The organism is Sinorhizobium fredii USDA 257, from assembly GCF_000265205.3.
GTDB classification, from domain to species: Bacteria; Pseudomonadota; Alphaproteobacteria; order Rhizobiales; family Rhizobiaceae; genus Sinorhizobium; species Sinorhizobium fredii_B.
The window spans coordinates 4,265,219-4,277,778 of sequence record NC_018000.1 but is presented as its reverse complement, the minus strand read 5'-3'; the positions used below and the strand labels follow the sequence as shown (position 1 = coordinate 4,277,778).

Here is a 12,560-nt window from a genome sequence, read left to right as displayed (position 1 = left end):
TATCGGAACAATGCTGCGCGCCATCGTCACCATCTTCGAGAATTGGATCAGCCCCTTCGCGCCGCGCGATCGGCTGCAGCCGCCAAGGTCGCTCTGGGGCTTCGCCTGGTTCTATGCAAGTCAGGCGAAAGGTCCGTTCCTCGCCATGGCGGCGCTCGGCGGGCTGGTCGCCATGCTCGAAGCGGGACTGTTCTATTTCGTCGGCCGGCTGGTCGACGTGCTCGACACCATCCGGCCGCAGGATGGCTGGAGCGGATTGATCGCCTCCAACGGCCCGGAGCTGCTCTTCATGCTGCTGACGGTGCTGGTGTTCCGTTTCCTGGCCGTGGCGCTCGCGGCGCTGGTCGAGGAGCAGGCGATCATCACCGGCTTTCTCAACCTGGTGCGCTGGCAGACCTATGTCTACGTAGCCCGGCAATCGCTCACCTTCTTTCAGAACGACTTTTCCGGTCGCATCGTCACCAAGGTCTGGTCGGGCGCGCAAGCGACGAGCGACCTGATCGTATCCTTGCTGCAGGTCATCTGGTTCATCCTCATCTATACTGCGTCGACCATGGCGCTGATCGCCCAGCTCGACTGGCGGCTGGCGGCGATGGTGGCCTTCTGGATCGTTGTCTTCCTTTCGCTTGCCCGCTATTTCGTTCCGCGCGTGCGCAAGCACGCCCGCGACACCGCGGAAATGGCCTCGATGCTGAACGGCCGCATGGTCGATGCCTATTCGAACATCCAGACGCTCAAGCTCTTCGGCAGCGACGAGGAGAATGATCGCTACATCCGCGCGGGCTTCGACCGCTTCCAAGGGGCGGTCATCCCATTTACCCGGCTTCTGACGGGCGTGCGGGCGTCGCAGGCCTTACTTTCGGGGATGATGATCGCGGCGATTGCCGTCTACGCGGTTCACCTATGGCTTGCAGGGGCGGTCAGCTCGGGTGCGGTCGCCTTCACGCTGGCGCTGGTGCTGCGCCTCAACATGCTGCTCGGGCGGATGATGTCGCAATTCAACGCCATCATGCGCAATATCGGCACGATCCAGAATTCGGCCGAGCTGGTCTCCCAATCGATCGGCCTCGTCGATCGGCCCGGCGCGCCTGATCTGACCGTAAACCGGCCAGAGATCCGTTTTGAGCAGGTGGCGTTTCACTACGGCAAGGGTGGCGGCGTCATCGATGATTTTTCTCTCACCATCCGCCCCGGTGAAAAGGTCGGCATCGTCGGCCGCTCCGGTGCCGGCAAGTCGACGTTGGTCAATCTGCTGCTGCGCTTCTACGATCTCGAGGGCGGCCGGATTCTGATCGACGGCCAGGATATCGCCACGGTCCGGCAGGAATCGCTTCGCGCCCAGATCGGCATGGTCAGCCAGGACACGTCGCTTCTGCATCGATCGATCCGCGACAATATTCTCTTCGGCCGGCCCGGTGCGACGGACGAACAGCTCACGGAAGCGGCGCGCAAGGCGGAAGCCTATGACTTCATCGTCGGTCTGCAGGATCAGCGCGGCCGCAGGGGCTTCGACGCCCATGTCGGCGAACGGGGCGTCAAGCTCTCCGGCGGCCAGCGGCAGAGGATTGCGATCGCCCGGGTGATGCTCAAGGACGCGCCCATTCTCGTTCTCGACGAGGCGACCTCGGCGCTCGATTCGGAAGTGGAGGCAGCGATCCAGACCAATCTGGAGCGACTGATGCAGGGCAAGACGGTGCTCGCGATCGCTCACAGGTTATCGACGATCGCCGCACTTGACCGTCTGGTCGTGATGGACCGAGGACATATCGTCGAGGATGGCAGCCACGCCGAGCTGATCGCGCGCGGCGGCCTCTATGCTGAACTCTGGGCGCGCCAGTCCGGCGGTTTCATCGCGCAGGAAGAGGCGGCGGAATAGGGGGCGCCAACACGCCCCTCGACCGCGTCAACCCCTTGTGCTCATTGACTGCCTCTCTCCCCCGCGACAATCTGCCCACCTCCTCTTGTGAAGGCTGGACATAGTTCACGATCAAGCATAGAACGCGCCGGATTGTTGGGGATTCTGCGTGCAGGATTCTCCGGATTCTGACGCCCGCCAAGGCTTGCTGCTGCAAGTCGGGCAGGGTGGCAGCGTGAAGATAGGGTGCGCTTCGAGACCTGGGAAGGGAAGGAAACGCGCCGGGGGCGGATGCGGTTTCCGCACATTGCGTGAGAGGATGGTTTAGCCGTGAGCGAACACGACACTTCAAGCGAGACCTTGGGCGAGCCCACTCGCCGCGATTTCCTGTATCTGGCCACAGGCATGGCCGGCGTTGTCGGCGCCGGCGCGGCGGCTTGGCCGTTCATCGACCAGATGCGCCCGGATGCATCGACGCTCGCGCTTGCTTCGATCGAGGTCGACGTTTCGAGCCTCCAGCCCGGCATGTCGCTGACGGCGAAGTGGCGCGGCAAGCCGGTCTTCATCCGCAACCGCACCGACAAGGAAGTCGAGGACGCGAAGGCCGTGCCGCTCGAAGAGCTCAAGGACCCGGTCGCGCGCAACGCCAATCTCACCACCGATGCGCAAGCGACCGATCTCGATCGCTCCGCCGGCGAGGGCAAGGAAAACTGGATCGTGATGATCGGTTCCTGCACGCATCTCGGCTGCGTTCCGCTCGGGCAGGCCGGCGATTTCGGCGGTTGGTTCTGTCCCTGCCACGGGTCGCACTACGATACGGCCGGCCGCATCCGCAAAGGCCCGGCACCGGAAAACCTCGCCGTGCCGACCTTCACGTTCGTTTCCGACACAGTTATCAAGATCGGTTGAGGGGACTACTGATAATGAGTGCTGAACATTCAACCTACACGCCAACGACGGGCATAGAGAAGTGGGTTGATTCCCGTCTTCCGCTGCCGCGCCTCGTTCACGACTCGTTCGTCTCCTATCCGGTGCCGCGCAACCTGAACTATGCCTATACCTTCGGCGCGATGCTCTCGGTGATGCTCATCGTCCAGATCCTGACGGGGATCGTGCTGGCGATGCACTATGTCGCCGAAGCAAGCGTTGCGTTCAACTCGGTCGAAAAGATCATGCGCGACGTCAACCATGGCTGGTTGCTGCGCTACCTGCATGCCAACGGCGCCTCCTTCTTCTTCATCGCGGTCTATCTGCACATTGCCCGCGGTCTCTATTACGGCTCCTATAAGGCGCCGCGCGAGATCCTGTGGATTCTCGGCGTCGTCATCTATCTGCTGATGATGGCGACCGGCTTCATGGGCTACGTTCTGCCCTGGGGTCAGATGTCCTTCTGGGGTGCAACGGTTATCACCGGCTTCTTCTCGGCCTTCCCACTGGTGGGCGAGTGGATCCAGCAGTTCCTGCTTGGCGGCTTCGCCGTCGACCAGCCGACGCTCAACCGCTTCTTCTCGCTGCACTACCTGCTGCCCTTCATGATCGCCGGCGTTGTCGTCCTGCACATCTGGGCTCTGCACGTCACCGGCCAGACCAATCCGACCGGTGTCGAAGTGAAGTCGAAGACCGACACCGTGGCCTTCACGCCCTATGCGACGCTGAAGGATGCGCTGGGCGTCTCGATCTTCCTCATCGTCTACGCCTGGTTCGTCTTCTACATGCCGAACTATCTCGGTCACCCGGACAACTACATTCCGGCTGACGCCTTGAAGACCCCGGCTCACATCGTTCCGGAATGGTATTACCTGCCGTTCTACGCGATGCTGCGCGCCATCACCTTCAACATCGGCCCGATCGACTCCAAGCTCGGTGGCGTTCTGGTGATGTTCGGTTCGATCATCGTCCTGTTCTTCCTGCCCTGGCTCGACACGTCCAAGGTCCGCTCGGCCGTCTACCGTCCCTGGTACAAGCTGTTCTTCTGGATCTTCGTCGCCAATGCCCTGATGCTCGGCTGGCTCGGTTCCCGCCCGGCGGAAGGCCTGTACGTCGTCATGTCGCAGCTCGGCACGCTGTACTACTTCGGTTTCTTCCTCGTCATCATGCCGCTCCTCGGCCTGATCGAAACGCCGAAGCGCATTCCGAACTCCATCACCGAGGCGGTGCTGGAGAAGCAGAATGCCAAGGCGCAGCCGAAGACCGCGCACGCCTGACCGGAACAGCGATTGATAAGGAACTCACAAAAATGAAAAAGCTTGTTACAGGCATTCTGTCACTCGCTGTCGTCGCCGGTCTCGGTCTGGGGGCTGCTTTGGCCCAAGGCGAGGAAGCAGGCGGCGAGGAGCATGCCGCCGGCGCTACGCCGCACTATCCGCTGCACAAGCCGGAACAGCAGGATTGGACCTTCGCCGGCCTCTTCGGCCACTACGACAAGGGCCAGCTGCAGCGCGGTCTCAAGGTTTACACCGAAGTCTGTTCTGCCTGCCATTCGATGGAGCTCGTCGCATTCCGCACGCTTGAGCACGGCCTCGGCTATTCCGACGCCCAGGTGAAGGCGTTTGCGGCGAACTACGAGGTGCAGGACGGCCCGAATGGCGATGGCGAGATGTTCACGCGCAAGGCCATTCCGTCCGACCACTTCCCGTCTCCGTTCCCGAACAAGGAAGCCGCAGCGGCCGCCAACAACGGCGCCGCACCACCGGACTTCTCGCTTATCGCCAAGGCGCGCGGCATCGAGCGCGGCTTCCCGCAATTCGTCTTCGACATCTTCTGGCCCTACCAGGAAGGCGGTCCGGACTATATCCACGCGCTGCTGACGGGCTACCAGGAGCCGCCGGAAGGTGTTCAGGTCGCCGAAGGGACGCACTACAACCCGTACTTCGTGAGCGCCTCGGCGCTGGCGATGGCGAAACCGCTCTCCGACGACCAGGTCACCTATGACGACGGTGCACCGCAGACTGTCGACCAGTACGCCAGGGACGTCTCGGCATTCCTGATGTGGGCCGCAGAGCCGCATCTCGAAGACCGCAAGCGCACCGGCTTCATGGTCATGGTGTTCCTGCTGATCTTCACCGGCCTGATCTATCTGACGAAGAAGTCGGTTTACGCCAACAAGGAACATTGATCGGAAGCTTGCATTGCCAGACCGCGTTACGGAGAAAGGCCCCGGCAGAAACCGGGGCTTTTTTGCATGGAGCCTTTTTTCTCGACGCGATCCGCGCTCGTCCCTCGGACCGCTTCAGTCCTCGACGGTCCATTGCGGGTTCCAGGCGATTTCCCACAGATGTCCGTCCGGATCATGGAAGTAGCCCGAATAGCCGCCCCAGAAACGATCGGACGCGGGGTCGGTTACGACGGCGCCGGCGTCCGCCGCCTGCTTCATGATTGCATCGACTTCGGCCTTCGAGTTGACGATATGACCGATCGATACGGCGCCAAGCCGCGCCTCTGTCACGCTGATCTTCGCATCCTTGGAAAGCGACGGCGCCGGATATAGCGCCAGTATCAGATCATCGCCCATGTGGAAGAAGACGACCGCGCCGTCTTCAAATTCCTCACCGATGACGCCCTTGGTCGGCAGGCCCAAGCCGTCGCGATAAAAGGCGAGGGACCTTTGCAGATCGTTCACGGCGAGCGTAAGGACTTTTATCCGGGGTCTCATGGCACACTCCTGAGCGGCTGCGGACCGCAGAGCCGTTGCGTCTCTTCAGTCGCACAAAGGTCTCTGTAGAACTTTGAATGGCTGCTGCATGCTCTTACCCTTAAATCGGCTCCGATTTAAGGAGACTTGCAGGAGCTGACATCACGCTGGGGCTGCGTTCGTTCAAATGCAAGAACGGCCCCGTCTTTCAACGAGGCCGTTCTCAACATCTAGGATCTTTTTGCCAGCGATTAGCTGAAGCGTCCGGCCGCGTGGGCGAGCATGGTGTAGACCTTACCGGTATCCGACGTCAGGTAGGTCTGGGTGATGCGCTTGTCCGGATCGTTGCGTGCGACATCGGCAAGCAGCTTTTCGAAGTCGGCGATGTAGCGATCGACCGCGGTGCGGAACTCGGGCTCGCGATCATACTTCCGCTTGATCTCGTCGAAGGTCTGCTGCCCCTTCAGCGTATAGAGCCGGCGGGTGAAGACGTCCCGCTCGCCGCGCTGGTAACGACGCCACAGTTCGACCGAGGCGTCGTGGTCGATCGCCCGGGCGATATCCACCGACAGCGAGTTCAACGATTCGACCACGTGACGCGGATTGCGGCTGTCTCCGGCGCGTGCCACAGGCTGGCTCTCGGCCGGTCGAGGGCGTGCGGCCTGCGGCTCTTCCTCGCGGGAGGCGGCGCGAAGAAGGTCGCGCATCCAGCCGCCGCCTTCCTCGACGCGCTCTTCGGCAGCCGTCGGACGGGCAGGCTGCAACGGCCGCGTCGCCTGTTCCAGGCCCAGGCTGCCGCGCAGCGCCGGGGCCGGCGCGGCAGGCTGCGGCTGGACCGCTGGCTGCTGTTGGATCGCTGGCTGCTGGGCTGCAGGCTCTTGCGGCGCGACGGGCGCCGGAACGACAGGGGCGGGAGCGGCCAGCGCCGGTTGCTGGCGAACCGGCTGGGCGACCTCGAGATGCGTCGAAGACTTGCCGATGATTTCGGAGAGCTCCTGCAGCGCCTTGATCTGCTCGGCAACGGCACGACGCATCACCGCGGCATTCTCCTTGGCCTCTTCCGGTAGGTCGAAGGCGCCGCGCTTCAATTCCTCGCGGGTCATGTCGAGTTCCTTGCGGATCTCGCCGGCGGAACGACGGATGTCATCGGTCGCGCCGCTGAAGCGGCTGATCGCTTCGTCGATCGCCTGGCGCATGGCCTCGCGCAGCTGCGTTGCAACGCCATCCGACCTCTTGCCGCTTTCCGCCAGCATCCGCTCGACGTCCGAGACCGAAGCGCCGATGCTGCCGCGCAGGCGGGACGCCGCATCCTTGGCGCGTTCCTCCGCGTTGCCGAAAGCGCCTTCAAGTGCCTGGCTTGCTTCGTCACCAGCCTTGGCGACTGCCTGGCGCAGGGCCTCGGAGGCGCTGAGCGCGCGGCCCTCGATCTGCGATAGCGTCTTGTTCGCGTCCGCGATTGAGCTTTCGACGCCGGAGCGCAGCGCCTCGGCGATCTGCCGCGACCGCTCTTCGGCGCGGGAGAACACGCCCTCCACGGACGCGGCAGCTTCGCCGCCTGCTTCGGCAAGTGTGGTGCGCATGGCCTCGGCAGCTTCCGCAGCACGCTGCTCGGTGTTGGAGAGAAGCTTTCCGACATCGGTGAAGGAGGACTGGATGCCGTTGCGAAGGTTGCCGGCGACCTGACCGGAGCGCTCCTCGGCTCGCTGGAAGGCGCCGTCGACGAAACCTTCGAGCGCGCGCATCGTGCGTTCGATCTCTTCCGAACGCTGAACAAGACCCACGGAAAGGGTCCGCAGGGCGTCCTGCCGCTCCTCCAGCGTGCTGACCAGGTTCGACTGGGCTGCTGCCAGCAGGTTGGAGGCCTGGCCAAGCACCTTGGAATGGTCCTCGAACCGGCCGACGATGCCGCCGATCTGCGAGAGCGTCGATGCGGCGATGTCGGAGAGTTTGTCGACGCGGCCTTCGATGAGGCGGGTGGAGCTGGACAGCATGTCGGATGCATGCCGCGTCGATTCGGAAACCTTCGCTGCGGCCGCTTCCAGACGCTGATCCATGTCCCCGAGACTGCCGTTCGCCTGCTCGATGACCGATGCAATGGCGGAATTGTTGGTCGCGAGCTGGTCGATGAGCCCCATGGCCGTCGACTGCAGCCGGTTCTCGACCATCTTCATCGCCTTGGCGGTCTCTTCGGCCCGGAGCGAGATCGCATCGAGCGTTTCGCTGGTCCGTTCCGTGATGGCGTTGACGAGCGCCGCGTTTTCCGCCCGCAGGCGTTCGGCGCTTTCCTGGGTCAGGGCGGCGATACGTGCGGCGGCTTCCTTGCCCGTTGCCGCGTATTGCTCGATGACTGGACGCGCCTGCTCGTCGAGAAGACGGGTGAGTTCGAGCGAACGGCCGGCCAGCATGGAATTCAGCTCGCGGGTGCTGTCGTCGAGTACGCTGCGGATCGACTGGCCGCGCGCATCGAGCGCCTTTTCCGCATCCGTCAGGCTTTGCTGGATGCTCTGGGTGTGGCCGGCGATCTGATCCTGGGTCGAGGCGAGGCGGGTTGTGGCTTTATCGGCGGCGTCCGTGACCGTCCGGGCAAGTTCGGCATGGCGTGCCGCCGTCGCCGAGGCCGTCTCTTCGATCGAATTGGCGAACTCGGCATTGCGGGCCGCCAAGGCACTGGCGAAATCAGCACCGGCCTTGGAGAGCAACTCGGCGGAACGTGCGGCTTCCGTGTCAATTTCCTGGGAAGCATCTTTGACGGCGCTTCGCAGGCTGGTGACAAGCGCCGCCGCCTTGCCTTCGATCGTCCGGTTGACGTTTTCGAGGCCGATGTTGAGGGCGCGGTCCATCGTGCCGAGTCGCTCTTCGATGCGGCCTGCACCAGCATCCATCGCGGAGGCGATGCGGCCAGCCCCGTCGTCCATGGCGGAGGTGATGCGGGCCGCCGCGGTCTCGCTGATTCGGTCGATTTCGCCGGCGCGCTCCGCGAGGCTTTCCGTGATCCGCTGTCCGGCATTGTCGACGATGGCGTTGACGCTGCCGACGCTGTCGCGGATGCGACCCTCGAGAGAGCCGAGCGTCGTTCCAATGCGGTTGCCAGTATCGTCGACAATGGCCTTGACGCTGCCGACGCTGTCGCGGACGCGATCCTCGAGGGAGCCCAGCGTCGTTTCTATGCGGCCGCCGGTGTCGTCGACGATGGCGCTGACGTTGCTGACGCCGCCGCGAACGCGGTCTTCGAGCGATGCGAAGCTCGATTCGATCCTCGCACCGGTCTCGTCGAGACGATTGTTGATGCCGTTGAGCGAAATATCGACGCGATTGGTCAGAGTGTCGGCAGCGAGGCTGATCTGGTCGGCCGTCTCGGCAAGTCGCTCGGCGATGTTGCCGGTCGTCGAGCGCATGCGCTGATCGAGCGCTTCGGTGCCGCGGTCGATAGCGCCGGCGATCGAGGCCTGCCGCTCTTCGAGCGACATTTCGAGCATGCTGGCGCTGGTCGCCAGCGTCGTCGCCATCGCCATCGACTGGTCGGACAGCAGCTCTTCCAATTGTTCGCGGCCCTGGCCGACGGCGAGATTGATCGCTTTTATGCGATCGTCGAGCGTCGAGCGTATCTGGTCACGCGTCGTCGTCAGCGTGTCTCGCAATTGTTCGGTCTTGCTGGAGAGCGTCTGGTCGATCTCGGCCGCCTTGCCGGCAAGCGATGCGGCCGCTTCCGAGGTCCGTGCTGCGAATGCTTCGGTGCTGCGCTCGATCGCGCCGGCGATTGAAGCCTGGCGTTCTTCGAGCGACATTTCGAGCATGCTGGCGCTCGTCGCAAGCGTTGTCGCCATCGCCATCGACTGATCGGACAGCAGCTCTTCCAATCGCTCGCGGCCCTGTCCGACGACCAGGTTGATTGTGTCGATCTGTTGGTCGAGCCTCGAGCGCAACTGTGCGGTCTTGCCGGAGAGCGTCTGGTCAATCTCGGCCGCCGTGCTGGCGAGCGACGCGGCCGCTTCCGAGGTCCGTGCGGTGAGCGCCTCGGTGCCGCGCTCGATCGCGCCAGTGATCGAAGCCTGGCGTTCTTCGAGTGACATTTCGAGCATACCGGCGCTCGTCGCAAGCGACGTTGCCATCGCCATCGACTGGTCGGACAGCAGCTCTTCCAGTTGATCGCGGCCCTGTCCGACGGCGAGATTGATCGCCTTTATGCGATCGTCGAGCGTCGAGCGTATCTGATCATGCGTCGTCGTCAGCGTGTCCCGCAGATGGTCGGCCTTGCCGGAGAGCGTCTGCTCGATCTCGGCCGCCTTGCCGGCGAGCGACGCCGTTGCTTCCGACGTGCGGGCCGTCAGCGCTTCGGCGATCTCAGCGCTGGTTCCTGCCAGCGAGTCGGAAATCTTGCCGACGCGGCTGCTGAGATCCTCGGCGATGCGTGCACTGGTATCGGTGAGGGTGTCGGCGATCTGACTGACGCGACCGCCCAGATTCTCGGCGACCTCGGAGACGCTTAGCGAAAGCTTGTTCTCGATCTCGCCGACGCGGTCGGTCATCGTTTCGGCCACGGCCATCGCGCGGAAGGTCAGGCTGTCGGCGACGTCTTCGGCATGGCGGCTGAGCGAGTCCGCCATCTCACTTGCGCGTGCCGACATGGTCTTATCGATTTGCACGGCGCGCTCGGAGAGCACGCCGTCGAGGGCAGCCGTCTGGCTGGCCAGCGTGTCGGTGATCGCCTGGCTGCGCTCCGACAGGACCCCTTCAAGCATTGTCGTCTGGCCGGTCAGGGCCGCGGAGATCGTCTGGCCACGTTCGGAGAGGACGCGCTCCAGACGGTCGGCCGTGCCGCCGACCGTGTCTTCCAGTGCGCTCGCGCCCGAGGTGAGGGCGGCCGACAGCGCGGCGGTGCGCTCCGAAAGCGTATTGTCCAGCCGATGCTGGCTGGCAGCGATGGCGCTGGTGATCTCGTCGGTGGAGCCCGTGAGCGTCTGCTCGATGCGGGCATGGGCCGATTGCAGGCCGTCGATGAAGGCGGATGTCCGGGAATCCAGACCATCCGTCAGACGCTGCTCGCTTGTCGTCAGCGCATTGGCGAGGGCATCGGCGCGCTGGCCGAAACCACCTTCGATCCTCTCCTGTGCTTCCGTCAGAGCGCCCATCAGCGAACTGGTCTTGTCGGTAAGCACGCCCTCGATGCGGCTGTGAGCATTGCCGATGAGGCTGCTGAGTTCCGAGGTGCGATTGCCGATCGTCTCTTCGATGAAATCCTGGGTTGCTCCAAGCGCCGTGGCGAGCGTCAGAGACTGGTCGGAGAGCGCCGAACTGATCTTGTCGACGCTGCTGTCCAAGGCAGTGCCGATCGCATCCGAACCGCCGGACACGGTTTCGTTGATCCTGTGCAGGCTCTCCATCAACTTGGTGTCGAGCAGGCTCGCCCGCTTGTCGAAGGCACTGGCGAATTCGTGGAAACGCTCGTCGAAGGCGGTTGCCAGGTGTCCGACGGTCGTCTGCAGCTTTTCTTCGAAGAAACCGCCGCGGAGATCCAGATCCATGATCGCGTCGTCGGCGCTCGACTTCAGGCTCTGGCGGAAACTCGCGCCCTTTTCGTCCAGTGCCGCATTGAGCGACGAAAGCATGTCTTCGAGGCCGCCGGCAATCGCGTGTTGGCCGACGCTCAAGCTTTCGTTGAGGTCGCGGGTGCGCGCGATCAGGGTTTCATTCAACTGGCGGGCGCGCTCGTTAAGGGCGGTGTTCAGCTTCTCGGTGTTTGCATCGAGCGTCGAGGCACGGGTTTCGAACTGGCTGAGCAATTGTTCGCCGCGCTTCGTCAAGTTCTCGCTGAGGGCATCGAGCCGCACATCGAACTCTTTGCTGAGCGTCACGCCGGCGTCGGTCAGGCCGGAAAGCAGCGCATCCGTGCGGGTGTCGAGCATGGTGCCGAGGGTCTGCAGCGCATGATCCGATTTCTCGCTGAGGGCCGCGGCGCGGGTGTCGATCAGCGATGCGAAGGCTTCGCCCGAGACCGCGATGCGCGAGGCGATGTCTTCGCTTGCGAGCTCCAGGTCATCCTTCAGCTTGCCGTGGGCACCGACAATCGCCGAGCGGATCCGCTCGGAATGGCCGACGATGGCTTCGCGCTCCAGCCCCAGTTCCTGGACCAGAGTGCGAACGCGCAGTTCGTTTTCGCTGTAGCTGCGTTCAAGCGCACTGACTTCGGAATGGACAAGGGCCTCGAGTTCGGTCGCCCGTGCGATCGTGCGTTCGATGCCCTCGTTCATGGCCGACACTTCGCGCCGAACCGCCTGGCCCACGGCCATGACGCGGTCTGCTGCCGCGGTTTCCGGTTCCGCCAGCCGCAAGGCGACCTCGGCCATCGAGCGGGCCGCATTGCGCAGTTCCTGAGCACGCGCAATCATGATGGCAAAGGAGAAGAAGAGCATGATCGGCAAGGCGATGCCGATCAGGATGCCGACCACACCGGGCGTGGCCGCCAGGTCGCCGAGGGAGCGTATCTGCCAGATCTGCGGCGCATAGAGGAGGTGGCCGATCGCTACACCCGCAAGCGCCCACACCAGCGATATCAGCGCCGCGACGCGGATCGCCGCTCGGCTGGATCGTACTTCGAGGGAGCGGAGCATTGCCGCAGGCGATCTGCGCGTATCGTCATTGGCCGGGGAAAGTGCTGGCTGCTTCGGGGCGGGCTCCGGCGCAAGGTTGCGAGGCGTCTCACTCGTCCGGGCCTTCTGTGCTTCCTGCTGTTCCTTCGCAGGGCGCCTCTGCTCGGATGCGGCCGCCTTCTTGCTGGGCTCGGACACCTGTTCCTCCGGATCATCCAAGGAATTCTTGTCATGCACGGCCGACTTCAGGTCGTCAAAATCGATCTTCAGCGCCGCTTCCAGAGCCTGAAAGGCCTTTTCGTCAATCGATTCGTTGCTCTTCTTCGTCGCCATAGGGATACGCCTCACTACTATTGCCCGCTCATGGCCGTCTCATTGGCGCCGATACCAGGCCACAAGACTCCCTCACCAGGGCGGTGACCCATAAGCTCCGCGCAAGACATCTACGCAAATACTACTATTGGTCACCATTGCATCGCCTCGATGG

Annotated in this window: 6 protein-coding genes; 4 read left to right on the top strand and 2 right to left on the bottom strand. The window is 63.5% G+C overall.

Features of this window, described 5'->3' with window-relative positions; all coding sequences use genetic code 11:
- The first annotated feature begins 10 nt into the window (after nucleotides 1–10).
- The 4 genes from USDA257_RS19955 to USDA257_RS19940 all read left to right on the top strand — a co-directional run bounded on the left by USDA257_RS19955 (nucleotide 11) and on the right by USDA257_RS19940 (nucleotide 4,970).
- The gene (locus tag USDA257_RS19955; RefSeq protein WP_014764770.1) at nucleotides 11–1,876 is read left to right on the top strand and encodes an ABC transporter ATP-binding protein; all 1,866 of its coding nucleotides are present in this window, start codon (nucleotides 11–13) and stop codon (nucleotides 1,874–1,876) included.
- A 309-nt stretch (nucleotides 1,877–2,185) separates the two neighbouring features.
- A complete protein-coding gene (gene petA / locus USDA257_RS19950; protein ID WP_014764769.1) occupies nucleotides 2,186–2,764 on the top strand; it encodes a ubiquinol-cytochrome c reductase iron-sulfur subunit in 579 nt (192 codons plus the stop codon).
- Between the two features lie 14 nt (nucleotides 2,765–2,778).
- Nucleotides 2,779–4,059: a cytochrome b gene (locus tag USDA257_RS19945; RefSeq protein ID WP_014764768.1), complete on the top strand. Its 1,281-nt coding sequence runs from the start codon at nucleotides 2,779–2,781 to the stop codon at nucleotides 4,057–4,059.
- A 32-nt stretch (nucleotides 4,060–4,091) separates the two neighbouring features.
- Nucleotides 4,092–4,970, top strand: coding sequence for a cytochrome c1 (locus tag USDA257_RS19940; protein WP_014764767.1), 879 nt, complete (start codon nucleotides 4,092–4,094; stop codon nucleotides 4,968–4,970).
- 114 nt (nucleotides 4,971–5,084) lie between these two features.
- On the opposite strand, the gene USDA257_RS19935 is transcribed toward USDA257_RS19940, so the two are convergent.
- Together USDA257_RS19935 and USDA257_RS19930 are read right to left on the bottom strand one after the other, a co-directional pair.
- The gene (locus USDA257_RS19935; RefSeq protein ID WP_014764766.1) at nucleotides 5,085–5,507 is read right to left on the bottom strand and encodes a VOC family protein; all 423 of its coding nucleotides are present in this window, start codon (nucleotides 5,505–5,507) and stop codon (nucleotides 5,085–5,087) included.
- A 230-nt stretch (nucleotides 5,508–5,737) separates the two neighbouring features.
- Nucleotides 5,738–12,406 carry an apolipoprotein A-IV repeat region-like domain-containing protein gene (locus USDA257_RS19930; RefSeq protein WP_014764765.1) on the bottom strand — a complete coding sequence of 2,223 codons (6,669 nt, stop codon included), beginning with the start codon at nucleotides 12,404–12,406 and terminating at the stop codon, nucleotides 5,738–5,740.
- Nucleotides 12,407–12,560: the final 154 nt, after the last annotated feature.

What these genes read in the sequence shown, in the direction of transcription:
- USDA257_RS19945 (WP_014764768.1), top strand. Translation starts at nt 2,779, where the DNA reads ATGAGTGCTGAACATTCAACCTACACGCCAACGACGGGCATAGAGAAG.
- USDA257_RS19940 (WP_014764767.1), top strand. Translation starts at nt 4,092, where the DNA reads ATGAAAAAGCTTGTTACAGGCATTCTGTCACTCGCTGTCGTCGCCGGT.
- USDA257_RS19955 (WP_014764770.1), top strand. Translation starts at nt 11, where the DNA reads ATGCTGCGCGCCATCGTCACCATCTTCGAGAATTGGATCAGCCCCTTC.
- USDA257_RS19935 (WP_014764766.1), bottom strand. Translation starts at nt 5,507, where the DNA reads ATGAGACCCCGGATAAAAGTCCTTACGCTCGCCGTGAACGATCTGCAA.
- USDA257_RS19930 (WP_014764765.1), bottom strand. Translation starts at nt 12,406, where the DNA reads ATGGCGACGAAGAAGAGCAACGAATCGATTGACGAAAAGGCCTTTCAG.